The organism is Bradyrhizobium zhengyangense, assembly GCF_022012555.1.
GTDB classification, from domain to species: Bacteria; Pseudomonadota; Alphaproteobacteria; order Rhizobiales; family Xanthobacteraceae; genus Bradyrhizobium; species Bradyrhizobium zhengyangense.
On record NZ_JAKLTZ010000005.1, the window covers coordinates 441,492 to 456,417 of the forward strand.

Sequence of the window (14,926 nt, forward strand, 5' to 3'; positions counted from 1 at the left end):
GTGCGCCTTGCGCTTCTCACGCGCCTGGGCTCGCTTGACTTGCGCGCGCTCTTCTCACCTTAATCGTGTGAAGCAGAAACGCGCCTAGCGCCTTAACGCAAAACGATAAAATCAGCCCGGGAGAGCACCGTGGATTTCTCATTGCCTGTCGATCTCGTCGCCTATCTCGGAGAGCTCGATCGTTTCATCGAGCGCGAGATCAAGCCGCTGGAACAGGCCGACGACAACATTCGCTTCTTCGATCACCGGCGCGAATGGGCGCGCACCGATTTCGAGAATGGCGGCCTGCCGCGGCACGAATGGGAAGCGCTGCTGCGCAAGGCAAAGGATCTCGCAGATGCCGCCGGTCATTTGCGCTTCCCGGTGCCCAAGCAATATGGCGGCAAGGACGGCTCCAATCTCTGGATGGCCGTGATCCGCGAGCATTTTGCGGCGAAGGGCCTCGGCCTGCACAACGACCTCCAGAACGAGCACTCGATCGTCGGCAATTTTCCTGTCGTCACCATGCTCGACCGCTACGGCCGCGACGATCAGAAGGCGATGATCGACGGCTCGATCAAGGGCAAGTATCGCATCACCTTTGGCCTCACCGAGCCGCATCACGGCTCCGACGCGACCCACATGGAAACGCGGGCGGTGCCTGTCGTCAGAGACAACGTCAAGGGCTGGATCATCAACGGCGAGAAGATGTGGACGACCGGCATGCACGTCGCCACGCATTGCGCGCTGTTCGCGCGCACGTCGGGCAATGACGGCGATGCCCGCGGCATCACCTGCTTCCTGGTGCCGGCCAAGAGCCACGGCGTGAAGGTCGAGGAATATATGTGGACCTTCAACATGCCGACCGACCATCCGCGCGTCAGCTTTACGGATGTGTTCGTGCCTGAGGATGCGCAGTTCGGCGAAGTCGGCCGCGGCCTGTCGCTGGCGCAATGCTTCGTGCATCAGAACCGCATCCGCCAGGCGGCGAGCTCGCTGGGCGCGGCCGTCTACTGCATCAACGAGAGCGTCAAATACGCACGCGAGCGAAAGCCGTTCGGCAAGGCGCTCGCCGAGAACCAGGCGATTCAGTTCCCGCTGGTCGAGCTTGCCACGCAAGCCGAGATGCTGCGTCTGTTGATCCGCAAGACCGCCTGGGAGATGGACCAGCTTACCGAGGAGCAGATCGAGCGCACGCTCTCGGACCGCGTCTCGATGTGCAACTACTGGGCAAACCGCCTCTGCTGCGAATCCGCCGACCGCGCCATGCAGGTCCACGGCGGCATGGGCTATTCACGCCACAAGCCGTTCGAGCATATCTACCGCCACCACCGCCGCTACCGCATCACCGAAGGCAGCGAGGAGATCCAGATGCGCAAGGTGGCGGGGTTCTTGTTCGGGTATATGGGGCCCGGGAAGCACTGAAGCTTGCACCGGTCCCGCAGGGTGGGCAAAGCGAAGCGTGCCCACCACTCGCCATTGCGGAGAGAGATGGTGGGCACGGCGCTTCGCGCCTTTGCCCACCCTACGGCACCGTGGATCAATTTACCCTTCTATCCTTCCCCGCCCAATATGGCTCGCGCAATTGCCGCCGCAGGATCTTGCCTGATGGATTCCTCGGCAATGCCGGCAGAAACTCCACGCTCTTCGGCGTCTTGAATCCGGCGATGCGTTCGCGGGTGAAGTTGATGATGTCGGTGGCGGTTGCCTCTTTGCCTGGCTTCATCACCACGACGGCCTTCACCGCCTCGCCCCATTTATCGTCCGGCACGCCGATCACGGCGGCTTCCGCGACGTCAGGATGATCGCACAGCGCGCTCTCCACTTCGGCGGGATAGATGTTCTCGCCGCCGGAGATGATCATGTCCTTGATGCGGTCGTGGATGTAGAGGTAGCCGTCCTCATCCATGTAGCCGGCGTCGCCCGTGCGCAGCCAGCCGTCACCGCGCAATGTTGAGGCGGTCGCCTCTGGCAGATTCCAGTAGCCGGCCATGTTGGAGCCCGAGCGCGTCGCGATCTCGCCGACCTGGCGCGGCGGCAGCGGTTTGCCGTCAGCATCCAAAATCGCGATCTCGACGCCCGGCAGCGCCTTGCCGGCCGAGCGCATCCGCTCGAGCCCCTCGACGTGATCCTCCGGCGGCAGCGCAACGATGGTGCCGGTCGTTTCGGTCATGCCGTACATCTGCACGAAGCCGCATTTGAAGACCTCGATGCATTCCTTCAGCCGCGCCGCTGGAATCGGCGAGGCGCCGTACAGCATGTATTTCAGCCTGGAGAAATCGACTGTCTTGGCGCGTGGCTGCCGCACCACGAACTGCATAGCAGCCGGCACCATGAAGAGTTTCGTAATGCCCGACTGCTCGAAGAAGTCCAGCACCTTGGTCGGATCGAACTCGCGCGCGATGACGCCGCGGGCGCCGTGATAGAGCCCCATCACGCCCCAGCCTGAGCCGCCGATATGGAAGATCGGCATCGCGACCAGTGACACGTCGTCCGTCGACCACCGGTTCCACTCCGGCTTGTCCTCGGCATTGCCTGTCTGCACGAGGTTGAGGAAGTTCGCGTGGCTCAGCATCGCGCCCTTCGGCTTGCCTGTGGTGCCTGACGTATAAAGCTGGATCGCGATGTCCTTGGTATCGATCGGCACCTTCGGATCGTCGCCGTTCTGTGCATCGCGCCACGCGGCAAAATCCTGCCATTCCGGTGCGCCGCCCTCGGTGGTGATGATAGTGCGTACGCCGGGAAGCTGGTCCTTGATCTGGCGGACCTGGGTGATGAACTCCGGCCCGACGAACAGTACGGGCGCCTTGCAGTCGGCGACGATAAAGGCGACCTCGGGTCCGGCGAGACGCCAGTTCACCGGCGCCATCACGACGCCGGCCTTCATCGCGCCCATCAGCAGCTCGAAGTAGAGGTCGCTGTTCTTGCCGAGATAGGCGATGCGGTCGCCCTTCTTTACGCCCATCGCTACAAGCGCGTTGGCGACCTTATTGGTCTTGATATCGAACTCGGCAAAGCTGGTCACGCGGCCCTCGAACTCGTAGGCAGTGGCGTTGCCGCGGCTCATCGCGCGCTCGCGCACCATGTCGGCGAGGTTCGCCAATGGCTGTGTAGACATGTCTCTCCCGTGGTGTTTTGTCTTTATGCGGGGAGTTTGGCGTTATCGGCGGGTGAAGACAAGATGGGGGCCCCGCTGTCGTCCTGGCTTTTGCCAGGACGACAGCGGAGAGAGCAGCTACCCACGCTTCGCCCGGTCCTTCTCGTTCTGTGCCATGATACTCTCGCGCGCGGTCTTCCAGTCGTCGTCGCTCCAGTCGCGCAGCTGGTAGAAATTGCCGCCCATCGCCAGCGCCTGGGCGCCGTCCATGGCGATGGTCTCACCCGTGATCCAGTTGCAGCCGCCGGAGATCAGGAACACGGCGAGGTTCTGCAGTTCCTCCATGGTGCCGACGCGGCCCATCGGATTCATCGCCTTGGTGCGCGCGCCGGCCTCGTCGCCGGGCTTGATGCGCTTGCTCATGCCCTCGGTCGGGATCTCGCCCGGCGCGATGGTGTTGAGGCGGATGCCGTAGCGGCCCCATTCGGTCGCCAGCGACATCGTCATGGCGTGGATCGCCGACTTGCTCATCGCCGACGGCACCACATAGGGCGAGCCGTTGCGCACCCATGTCACGGTGATCGAGACGACGTTGCCCGGCTGCTTCAACGCGATCCAGCGCTTGCCGACCGCCTGGGTCACGTAGAACGTGCCGTGCATGACGATGTTGGCGACGGCATCGAAGCCGCGCGGCGAGAGCTCTTCCGTGCGCGAGATAAAATTGCCGGCGGCGTTGTTGATGAGATCGGTCAGCGGCGCCTCGCGAAAGATGTTGTCGATCATCTCCTCGACCGCCAGCGCGTTGCGGATGTCGACACCATGGCTGGTGACGCGGCCGCCATACTCACCCATCAGCTCGATCGCGGTCTCGTCGCAGACGATCTTGCGGCGTCCGCAGATGTGCACCTCGGCGCCGAGCTCGAGGAAGCGAGCCGCCATCGATTTGCCGAGCCCTGTGCCGCCGCCGGTCACGAGAATGCGCCGCCCAGCCAGAAGATTTTCCTTGAACATGGCTGTTTCTCCCGTACGGATTGTCAGTTAATTGGTCGATTGACTAAATCCGGCCGTCAGCTTTCTGTAAAGCGGCACCGAACAAGAACAGGGAGAATTCATCCATGGAAGAGCGCGTCTCGATCTCGATCTCGGAAGGCGTCGCCGACGTGCGCCTGGTGCGCGCGGACAAGATGAATGCACTCGATCAGGCCATGTTCGAGGCCCTTGTTGCGGCAACCGAGCGTCTTTCGAAGGAAAAAGGCGTGCGCGTCGTCGTGCTGTCGGGTGAAGGCCGCGCCTTCTGCGCCGGTCTCGACATGGGGCGTTTCGCCGCCATGAAGGAGAAGGGCGGCAACGGAATTCCGGGTGGCGAAAATCGCGATCTCGCCAAGCGCACGCATGGCCAGGCCAACTTCCCGCAACAAGCGGTGTGGGGCTGGCGCCAGCTTCCGGTTCCCGTGATCGCGGCCGTGCACGGCGTTGCCTTCGGCGGCGGCTTTCAGCTCTCGCTCGGCGCCGACATGCGTTTCCTTAGCCCCGATGCGCGGATGTCGGTGATGGAAATCAAATGGGGACTCGTGCCTGACATGGCGGGCACGCCGATCCTGGCGAGCCTCGTGCGCGACGACATCCTGCGCGATCTCACCTACACGGGGCGCATCTTCTCCGCGCAGGAGGCGATGGCTTACGGCCTCGCCACCCGCATCTGCGATGATCCGCGCGCTGCGGCGCTCGAAGTCGCGCGCGAGATCGCCGGCAAGAGCCCCGATGCGATCCGTGCCGCGAAGCGGCTGCTGAACAATCTCTCGGTCGATCCGGGGCCGGCGCTGCTTGCGGAGTCGATCGAGCAGCAGAAGCTGATCGGCAGCCCGAACCAGACCGAAGCGGTGCGCTCCAATCTGGAGAAGCGCGCAGCGAAGTATGCGGATTAAGTTCGTCATTCCGGGATGCGCCGTAGGCGCAGGCCCGGAATCCATCGGGCCGCACGGTCCGCTGTGAAATGGATTCCGGGTTCGATGCTGCGCATCGCCCCGGAATGACTGCCTGAATAGCAGTTGCCTCTCTCAACCCGACGAAAGATCGGACAACAAAAATGAGCGAAACGTCCAACTTCCTCGGCATCGTCTCCGGTGAGCGCCGCCGCACCCACGCCGAAGTCGCCGATCGCGCCGACCGCGTCGCCTCCGGCCTTGCCAAGATCGGTGTCAAGCAAGGCGATTGCGTCTGCATGTTGATGCGCAACGACATCGCCTTCCTCGAGGCCGCCTACGCCGCGATGCGGCTGGGCGCCTATGGCGTGCCGATCAACTGGCACTTCAAGCCGGAGGAGATCAATTACATCCTCGGCGACACCGGCACCTCCGTGCTGATCGGACATGCCGACATGCTGCACGCTTTGCGTGACGCGATTCCGAGAGGCGTCACCGTTCTCAGCGTGCCGACGCCGCCGGAAATCCTGAAGACCTACAAGATCGATCCCGATCACCTCGAGACGCCGGACTTCGCGATCGATTTCGAATCCTGGCTCGCGCAATTCCAGCCCTATGACGGCCCGGTCGTGCCGCAGCCGATGAACATGATCTACACGTCAGGCACGACGGGTCATCCCAAGGGCGTGCGGCGCAATGCGCCGACGCCGGAACAGCAGGCCGCCGGCGAGCGCATGCGGGCGATGATCTACGGCTTGAAGCCCGGTGCCCGCGCCATCCTGCCGGGTCCGCTCTATCACTCCGCGCCGAACTCGTTCGGCATCCGCTCCGGCAAGCTTGGCGGCGCACTGGTCTTGATGCCGCGCTTCGAGGCGGAAGAGTTTCTGGAGCTGATCGAGCGCTACAAGATCGATACCATCTTCATGGTGCCGACCATGTTCATCCGCCTGATGAAGCTGCCGGAGGAGACCCGCAAGAAGTACGACGTCTCCTCGCTGCGCCACATCATTCACGCCGCAGCGCCCTGTCCGGCCGACGTCAAGCGCGCCATGATCGAATGGTGGGGGCCGGTGATCTATGAATTCTACGGCTCGACTGAATCGAGTGCCGTGACCTTCGCGACATCAGAGGATGCGCTGAAGAAGCCGGGTACGGTCGGCAAGATCTCGCCCGGCGCCGAGCTGCGCTTCATCGGCGACGACGGAAGCGTGCTCGGCGTCGGCGAAATCGGCGAGATCTATTCCCGCATGCGTGAAATGGCCGACTTCACCTATCACAACAAGCCGGAGAAGCGCGCCGAGATCGACCGCGACGGTTTCATCACCTCGGGCGACGTCGGCTACATCGACGAAGACGGCTACGTCTTCATCTGCGACCGCAAGCGCGACATGGTGATATCGGGCGGCGTGAACATCTATCCGGCCGAGATCGAGTCGGTGCTGCACGCCGTCCCGGGCGTGCATGATTGCGCCGTGTTCGGCATCCCCGATGCCGAGTTCGGCGAGGCGCTGATGGCGGTGGTCGAGCCCCAACCTGACGTCACGCTCGGTGTCGCCGACATCCGTGCGCGACTGAAGGGCTCGCTCGCCGACTACAAGGTGCCGAAGCATATCGAGATCCGCTCGGGCCTGCCGCGCGAGGACTCCGGAAAAATCTTCAAGCGCCGCCTGCGCGATCCCTATTGGGAGCAGGCGGGGCGGAAGATCTGAAGGCCGTGTCCCCGGATGGAGCCAAGCTCTAAAACGCTATGCCCTAGACCAGCTCCCCGCCAACGAACAGCAGGAACGACCGGCCCGGCACCTTGTAGACGCTGTCGAACTCGAACCGCGCGCCGGATGCGCCATCGGCGGCATTGGTGTCGAGCAGCAGTGACCAGCACGGTCCGGCCGTGGTGTGCGGCAGCTTGAAGTCGACCTCGCCCGCATAGCTGTTGAGGATGATGAGCACGCTGTCGTCCTCGCCATGGCGCGGGATGGCTGTTTTGCGCGCCCGGCCGTCGAGCATGGCGCCGAAGCATTTCAGCCAGCCGTTTTCCCATTCGTCGCTCGACATCTCGCTGCCATTGGCATTGACCCAGACGACGTCGCGGATGTCGAGCTGCGCGTCATGTGCGCCGGTGAGGAAGCGGCTGCGGCGCAGGATCGGATAGTCTCGTCTCAGCTGGATCACCCGCTTGGTGAAGTCGAGCAGCTTTTGCGCGTCCTCGCCCATGTTCCAGTCGAACCAGGAGATATCGCTGTCCTGGCAATAGGCGTTGTTGTTGCCCTGTTGGGTCCGGCCAAACTCGTCGCCGCCGAGCAGCATCGGCGTTCCCTGCGAGAGCAGCAGCGTTGCCAGCATGTTTCGCTTCTGCCGCTCGCGCAGCGCAATGACATCCTTGTTGTCGGTCGGGCCTTCGACGCCGCAGTTCCAGGAGCGGTTGCTGGAGTTGCCGTCGCGGTTGCCCTCGCCATTGGCTTCGTTGTGCTTGTCGTTGTAGCTCGCCCAATCATTCAGCGTGAAGCCGTCATGAGCCGTGATGAAGTTGACGCTGGCCCATGAGCGCCGGCCGCCCCAGCGGCCGAAGATGTCGCCCGAGCCAAGCAGCCGCGAGGCCAGCGCGGACGGCGGCGCCTCGCCGCGCCAATAATCGCGTACCGTGTCGCGATATTTGTCGTTCCACTCGGCCCAGCCGGGCGGGAAGCCGCCGACCTGATAGCCGCCGGGTCCGCAGTCCCAGGGCTCGGCGATCAACTTGACGGTCGAGAGCAGCGGATCCTGATCCATCGCCTTCAGGAATCCGCTCTGCTCGTCGAAGCCGTAGACCTCGCGCGCGAGAATGGTGCCGAGATCGAAGCGGAAGCCGTCGATATGCATATGGCCGGCCCAGTAGCGCAAGCTGTCCATCACCATCTGGATCACGCGCGGATGGGACAGGTTGACGGTGTTTCCGGTACCGGTGTCGTTGATGTAATAGCGCTTCCGGTCGGGCAGGAGGCGATAATAGCTCGCATTGTCGATGCCCTTGAAGGACAGCGTCGGCCCGAGCTCGTTGCCTTCGGCGGTGTGGTTGTAGACGACGTCGAGGAACACCTCGAGCCCGGCGCCGTGCAGCTTCGAGACCATCTCCTTGAACTCGCGCAGGCTGTTCGGCACGTCCGATGCATAGCGAGGGTCGGGCGCGAAGAAGCCGATGGTGTTGTAGCCCCAGTAATTGACCAGGTTCTTCTTCAGAAGATTGTCGTCGTTGATGAAGGAATGGACCGGCAGCAGCTCGATCGAGGTCACGCCGAGCGATGTTAGATGCGCGATCATTTCGGGCGCCGCGAAGCCGGCATAGGTGCCGCGCAGGTTTTCCGGCACGGCAGGATGCTTCTTGGTGAAACCCTTGACGTGGGTCTCGTAGACGATGGTCTCGTCCCAATGAACGTTCTGACGGGCCGCCTCGGCCTGCCAGTCGAAATCAGGATCGACCACGACGCATTTCGGCATGAACGGCGCGCTGTCGCGTTCGTCGAAGGTCGTGTCGTCGCCGGTCTCCATGATGTAGCCGAACACCGCCGGATTCCAGGTCAAGCTCCCGGCATGCGCGCGGGCATAGGGATCGAGCAGCAGCTTGTTGGGATTGAAGCGGTGACCGGCGTCGGGTTGATAGGGCCCATAGACGCGGTAGCCGTAAAAGGTGCCGGGGCCGACGCCGGCGATATAGCCGTGGAAGACCTGGTCGGTATATTCCGGCAGCTCGAAGCGATGCGTCTCGCGATCGCCGTCGTAGAAGCAGACTTCCACCTTGGTGGCGTTGGCTGAAAACACCGCGAAATTGGTGCCGTTGCCGCTCCAATGGGCACCCAGCGGATAAGGCAGGCCTTCCTCGATGACGAAATCGGACATTGAAGCCCCCAGCCAATAGCGACCGCCTCAGCAACGCCATTGGCTTCCGAATGTTTCAGGCGGCCGGCATATTCTGCCGGGTGCGTGCGTCAGTTCGATGAAGCGGAAGTACACCCCCGCGACGCTCGCTCCTTCCAGCCTCCAAACTGACGATCGACGACGCACCCTCGCGGTCTTGCCGCGTCCCGGGTGCAGAAGAAAATCCAACGTTCACAGCAAGCTGTAGCCGATCTGATGCACGTATGGGTAGAGTTATTTGATCGGCTCGGCTACGCTGTCGCTCCCATTTCATCCGGTCCCGATATTCATGCCATCGTTTCGCCCCGGCTTCTTCGAGGTCCCTCATGCGGCCGTCTACGCCCTCATGACCGTGACGGTGCTCGCGTCGGGGTTTTGCTTCATCCAGGCGGGCGGTCCGGCGGCGCCGGCGGAATTGCTGTATCGTTACGGCGGCATGTATTCGGGCGCCATCGCGCGGCATGAGTATTGGCGCCTGCTCGCCTATGGCTTCCTGCACGTCAATTTCGTCCACCTCACCATGAACATGCTGTGCCTGGTCCTGTGGGGCGGGCATCTCGAGCGGCGGATCGGACCGGCTTACTTCCTCATCATCTATCTCTGCGCGATGGTGTTCGGCGCGATCATCGGCAATGGTATCCATTCCACCCTTGACGGTCGGCGCGTCCGGCGCCACGTCGGGCATCCTGGGTGCGCTGCTTTGCCTGTGGATCCTCGGCAAGCTCGACGTCGGGTTCGACTTCTTCGCGATCAACATCGGATTGAACATCGCGTTTGCGCTCGGCAATTCGCGGATCGACTGGGGGGTCCATCTCGGCGGGTTTGCGGCCGGACTGATCGCCTGCGCCGTGCTTGATATCATCGAGAAGGCGAACTCCTGGGCGCTTCGCTGCAAGTTTCCCGAAGCCGTGAAGGTCAATCTGACCCTGCTTGCCTGCGTTGCTGCGCTGTGGGCCTGGAGCGGCCAGGCTCAAGCCATCGCCGCCGCGCCCGGATGGGGCCTGGTCATCATCATCGTGGTCGCATGTTGCGCCGTCGTGAAGATGGTTGATCTCGCACTCTCCATGAAGAAGGGTCTTGCGATCGTCGTGACGGTGTCGGCCGCAGCGAATGCTGTTGCTGTAATGCTTTCCGGTTGGGCGCTGGGATCGTCTTGCAGTCCGCGCTGGCCAACTGGATCAATTCCGCTCGATAATTTTCTTGTCATATTCTGCCCAAATCCTGTTCTGATCTCGGGACTGGCCGCGATTGGCGTCGCCGCGCTGACGCTTTGGCTTTGCGCGAAGGAGATTTCGCGCGGGATCGAGGATGTCGGGTTTGTCGGCACGTCGCTGCGTGCCGAACGCAGCCGGCGTCATGGACTATGACCTCCGAGGTCGTGCTATATTGAGGGATCATTGACCTCCGGATGATCCCATGTCCCCAGTTTCCATCCTGCTCAACCTGATCTGGATTCTCATCGGCGGCGCCTGGATGGCGTTCGGCTGGCTGGTGGCTTCTGTCATCATGGCCATCACCATCATCGGGCTGCCCTGGGCGCGGGCGGCGTTCAACATCGCCATTTACACGCTGCTGCCGTTCGGCTCGCGCGCGGTCAGCCGTGACGAGGTCACCGGCATGAGCGATATCGGCACCGGCGCCCTCGGGATGATCGGCAACATCATCTGGCTCGTGCTGGCCGGCTGGTGGCTGGCGCTCGGCCACATCCTGACGGCCGTGCTCTTCGCCATCACCATTATCGGCATTCCCTTCGCATGGGCCCATCTGAAGCTCGCGGGGATCGCGCTCTGGCCGATCGGCAAGGTGATCGTGCCGGCCTGACCCTGCCGGCGCTCTTGGCCCCGGCGCACGGCTGTGTGCGCCGCCCCCAACTTCATCTTGCACTGCGGCAGAAAAATATCGCACACTCGGTCCGCCGGGGAGCCATTGGGAGCTCTAGAAAAAGGAGCGAGCCATGTCCCTCCAGACCGTACCATCCGACGCTGCCGATCTTCGCCCGAATCGGCCTGAGGACGTCCAGGCTCTGGAGGCGGATGCCCGGCTGCGCGACGACATTCGCTTGCTCGGGCGCATCCTGGGCGACACGGTGCGCGACCAGGAGGGCGCTGATGTGTTCGACCTGGTCGAGCGCATCAGGCAGACCTCGATCCGGTTCCACCGCGACGAGGACCGGATTGCCCGCCGCGAGCTCGAGCAGATCCTCGACAGCATGTCGACCTCGGAGACGGTTCGGATCGTTCGCGCCTTCAGCTATTTCTCCCACCTTGCCAACATCGCCGAGGATCAGAACAACATCCGCCAGATGCGCACCCGCAGCGCCGCCAACGGCTCCGGGGTGCTGGCGCAAACATTGGCCAACGCCAAGGCCGCCGGCATTGGCGCCGACGCGCTGCGCAGCTTCTTCAAGACCGCGCTCGTCAGCCCGGTGCTGACCGCGCATCCGACCGAAGTCCGCCGCAAGAGCACCATGGACCGCGAGATGGAGGTCGCTGCCTTGCTCGACCGCCGCGAGCGGGTTGCGCTGACCGCGGACGAGGCCGCCGCCAGCGACGAGCAGCTTCGCCGCGAGGTGCTGACGTTGTGGCAGACCAATCTGCTGCGCCGGACCAAGCTGACCGTGCTCGACGAGGTCGCCAACGGCCTGTCATTTTACGACTATACCTTCCTTCGCGAGGTGCCGCGGCTGGTGAACGCCCTGGAGGACCGGCTGGAGGAGGGTGGCGAGCAGGCTGCCAGCGAGCTCGCTTCGTTCCTGAGGATGGGAAGCTGGATCGGCGGCGACCGCGACGGCAATCCCTTCGTCACCGCCGACGTGATGCGCGGCACGCTGCGGCTGCAGTCGAGCCGGGTGATGCAGTTCTATTTGAACGAGCTCCACGTGCTCGGCTCGGAATTGTCGATCGCGGCCCATCTCGCCGATGTCTCCGAGGAGCTGCGCACGCTCGCGGAGCGCTCGCCCGATACCTCGCCGCACCGGAGCGGCGAGCCCTATCGCCTCGCGGTATCAGGCATCTATGCGCGCCTGACCGCGACGGCCGAAAAGCTCGAGGTCGAAATCACCCGCCGGCCGGTCGGCAAGGGCGCGCCTTATCAGAGTGTCAAGGAGCTGCAGGTCGATCTCGACGTGCTGCATCGCTCGCTGATCTCCAACAACGCCCGCGTCATCGCGCGGGGCCGGCTGCGGGTGCTGCGGCGCGCGGTGGATTGCTTCGGCTTCCACCTGGCGCGGCTCGACATCCGCCAGAACTCGGCGGTGCACGAACGTACCATCGCCGAGCTGATGGACGCAGCCAACCCCGGCATGTCCTATCTCGCGCTCGGCGAGGAGGCTCGCATCTCGCTCCTCACCAACGAATTGCGCTCGACGCGCGCGCTGGTGTCGCCCTTCGTCAAGTACAGCGACGAGACCATGGGCGAGCTCAACGTCTTCCATGCGGCCGCAGAAGCGCATGCGAAGTTCGGATCGGACGCCATTCCCCAATGCATCATTTCGATGTGCAAGGGCATGTCTGATATGCTCGAGGTCGCGGTGCTGCTCAAGGAGGTCGGCCTCGTCCATCCCTCCGGGCGCAGCGCCATCAACATCGTGCCCTTGTTCGAGACCATCGAGGATTTGCAGGCCTCTTCCGGCATCATGGATCGCATGTTGTCGCTGCACGATTACCGCCGCCTCGTCGACAGCCGCGGCAGCGTGCAGGAGGTCATGCTCGGCTATTCCGACAGCAACAAGGATGGCGGCTTCGTCACCTCGGGCTGGGAGCTCTACAAGGCCGAGATCGGACTCGTCGACGTGTTCGAGCGTCATCATGTGCGGCTGCGCCTTTTCCACGGCCGCGGCGGCTCGGTCGGCCGCGGCGGCGGACCGAGCTATGACGCCATCGTCGCTCAGCCGGGCGGCGCCGTGAACGGCCAGATTCGTATCACCGAACAGGGCGAGATCATCTCGTCGAAATATTCCAACGCCGAAGTCGGCCGCAACAATCTCGAGGTCCTGGCTGCGGCGACGCTGGACGCGAGCTTGTTGCGGCCGCGCGAGAGCGCGCCGCGCCGCGAATATCTGATCGCGATGGACGAGCTTTCAAATCTCGCCTTCAAGGCCTATCGCGGCCTCGTCTACGAGACCGAGGGCTTCGTCGATTACTTCTGGTCCTCTACCGTGATCAACGAGATCGCGACACTGAACATCGGCAGCCGTCCGGCCTCGCGCAAAAAGACCCGCGCGATCGAGGATTTGCGCGCGATCCCCTGGGTGTTCTCGTGGGCGCAGTGCCGCCTGATGCTGCCCGGCTGGTACGGCTTCGGCAGTGCGGTCGAGCAGTGGATTGCCGAGCATCCCGACAAGGGCATGCCGTTCCTGAAAGAGCTCTACAAGGAATGGCCGTTCTTCCGCATGCTGCTGTCGAACATGGACATGGTGCTGGCAAAAAGCTCGATCGCGATCGCCTCGCGCTATGCCGAGCTCGTGCCTGATGAGGCGTTGCGCGAAAAAATCTTCGGCCGTATCCGTCGCGAATGGCATTCCTGCATCGAGACGCTTTTGGACATCATGGGACAGGATCGCCTGCTGCAGGGCAACCCGCTGCTCGAACGCTCGGTGCGCCACCGCTTCCCCTATCTCGATCCCCTCAACCACGTGCAGGTCGAGCTCTTGCGGGAGCACCGTGCCCAGAATCCGGACGAGCAGGTGCTGCGCGGGATTCAGCTGACGATCAACGGCATCTCCGCGGGGTTGCGGAATACGGGCTAAGACGACGTCGCGACTGCACACTCAGTCGTCATGCCCGGGCTTGTCCCGGGCATCCACATTCTTGGTGCAGCATCGAAGATCGTGGACGGCCGGGACAAGCCCGGCCGTGACGCGTGGTGAGGGCGCGGCATATCTCTCAACAGAAATGCGCCCCCTGCGTCTCCACATAGACCGAATACAGCGACTGGCTCGCGGTCATGAACAGGCGATTGCGCTTTTTGCCTCCGAAGCAGAGATTGGCGCAGGTCTCGGGCAGGAGGATCTGACCGATGCGCGCGCCGTCGGTCGGCGCGAACACTTGCACGCCATCATAGCCCGGTCCGACCCAGCCGGCCCCGACCCAGATATTGCCTTCGGTGTCGACGCGCATCCCGTCGGGAAAGCCTGACTTGCCGTCGAGCTTCATGTCGATCAGCCGCTTCGGGTTCGATAGCTTCTGGCCGTCGAGGTCGTAGGACCACACCACGTTTTCCGCCTGCGGATAATGCGTGATGCCGGTGTCGCAGACATAGACTTTCTTGTAGTCGTGCGAGAAGGCGATGCCGTTCGGCTTGAACGGCTCGTCCGCAACCTTCGTCAACTGCCCGGACTGCGCGTCGAGGCGATAGACCGCCTCTTTCTGATAGGGCTGCAGCGAGCCGGTATTGGCGAGCTTGCCCTCGTAGATGCTGATCGCGCCGTAGCCGGGATCGGTGAACCAGATCGACTTGTCGTTGGGATGCACGACCATATCGTTCGGCCCGTTGAGCGGCTTGCCATTGGCCTGCTCGGCCAGCGCCGTCACCGAACCGTCATGCTCGTAGCGGACGAGGCGGGTGCGCTCGGCGCTGATCTGGCGTCCCTCGGTGTCGAACGAATTGCCGTTGGCCTCGTTCGACGGCTTGTGGAACTGCTCGGAGATGTGGCCGTCGTCGTCGAGATAACGGAGCTGCCGGTTGGCCGGGATATCGCTCCAGACGAGATATTGTCCGTGCGCGTTCCACGCCGGTCCTTCCGCCCACAGGCAGCCGGTGTAAAGCCGCTTGATCGAGGTGTTGCCGACCTTGGCCTTGAAACGCTTGGGATCGATGACGATGATGTCTGGGTCGGGGTAGCGCTGCGGCTCGGCATTGGCGCCGTAGTCGCGGGCGTCGGCGTTCGAAGCGAGGAGGGCGGATGCGGCGACGGTCGCGGCGCCCTTGAGAAGCGTGCGGCGGCCGAGGCCGCTGCGCTCGCCTGCAGTGGTGTCGTCGAAGTTGGTCAATATTCTTGTCATGGTTTCCTCCCAAGTTTTTTGTTGGGAGGACATCATTC

The 14,926-nt window shown here is 63.3% G+C and carries 9 protein-coding genes and 1 pseudogene; 6 read left to right on the forward strand and 4 right to left on the reverse strand.

Annotated elements, in window-relative coordinates; translation table 11 throughout:
* Nucleotides 1-129: 129 nt before the first annotated feature.
* Nucleotides 130-1,404, forward strand: a complete 1,275-nt coding sequence (locus L6639_RS22170) for an acyl-CoA dehydrogenase family protein (protein ID WP_237863747.1) — start codon at nt 130-132, stop codon at nt 1,402-1,404.
* 115 nt (nt 1,405-1,519) lie between these two features.
* On the opposite strand, the gene L6639_RS22175 is transcribed toward L6639_RS22170, so the two are convergent.
* A complete protein-coding gene (locus L6639_RS22175) occupies nt 1,520-3,097 on the reverse strand; it encodes a fatty acid--CoA ligase (protein ID WP_237863748.1) in 1,578 nt (525 codons plus the stop codon).
* A 117-nt stretch (nt 3,098-3,214) separates the two neighbouring features.
* The gene (locus tag L6639_RS22180; RefSeq protein ID WP_237863749.1) at nt 3,215-4,087 is read right to left on the reverse strand and encodes an SDR family oxidoreductase; all 873 of its coding nucleotides are present in this window, start codon (nt 4,085-4,087) and stop codon (nt 3,215-3,217) included.
* Nucleotides 4,088-4,191: 104 nt separating this feature from the next.
* Here L6639_RS22180 and L6639_RS22185 point away from each other — a divergent pair, with 104 nt between their 5' ends.
* Together L6639_RS22185 and L6639_RS22190 are read left to right on the forward strand one after the other, a co-directional pair.
* Nucleotides 4,192-5,001 carry a crotonase/enoyl-CoA hydratase family protein gene (locus L6639_RS22185; RefSeq protein ID WP_237863750.1) on the forward strand — a complete coding sequence of 270 codons (810 nt, stop codon included), beginning with the start codon at nt 4,192-4,194 and terminating at the stop codon, nt 4,999-5,001.
* 161 nt (nt 5,002-5,162) lie between these two features.
* The gene (locus L6639_RS22190) at nt 5,163-6,707 is read left to right on the forward strand and encodes an acyl-CoA synthetase (RefSeq protein WP_237863751.1); all 1,545 of its coding nucleotides are present in this window, start codon (nt 5,163-5,165) and stop codon (nt 6,705-6,707) included.
* Between the two features lie 43 nt (nt 6,708-6,750).
* On the opposite strand, the gene glgX is transcribed toward L6639_RS22190, so the two are convergent.
* Entirely contained in the window at nt 6,751-8,868 is a 2,118-nt protein-coding gene (gene glgX, locus L6639_RS22195) for a glycogen debranching protein GlgX (protein WP_237863752.1), read from the reverse strand.
* Between the two features lie 538 nt (nt 8,869-9,406).
* Here glgX and L6639_RS22200 point away from each other — a divergent pair.
* From L6639_RS22200 to ppc, 3 genes and pseudogenes are all read left to right on the forward strand, one after another.
* Nucleotides 9,407-10,253, forward strand: a pseudogene (locus tag L6639_RS22200) (rhomboid family intramembrane serine protease).
* A gap of 49 nt (nt 10,254-10,302) precedes the next feature.
* Nucleotides 10,303-10,707, forward strand: coding sequence for a YccF domain-containing protein (locus L6639_RS22205; protein ID WP_237863753.1), 405 nt, complete (start codon nt 10,303-10,305; stop codon nt 10,705-10,707).
* A gap of 133 nt (nt 10,708-10,840) precedes the next feature.
* Nucleotides 10,841-13,633 carry a phosphoenolpyruvate carboxylase gene (gene ppc, locus L6639_RS22210; RefSeq protein WP_237863754.1) on the forward strand — a complete coding sequence of 931 codons (2,793 nt, stop codon included), beginning with the start codon at nt 10,841-10,843 and terminating at the stop codon, nt 13,631-13,633.
* A 136-nt stretch (nt 13,634-13,769) separates the two neighbouring features.
* Here ppc and L6639_RS22215 read toward each other — a convergent pair whose 3' ends face one another.
* Nucleotides 13,770-14,888, reverse strand: a complete 1,119-nt coding sequence (locus L6639_RS22215) for an SMP-30/gluconolactonase/LRE family protein (RefSeq protein ID WP_237863755.1) — start codon at nt 14,886-14,888, stop codon at nt 13,770-13,772.
* Between the last annotated feature and the right edge of the window lie 38 nt (nt 14,889-14,926).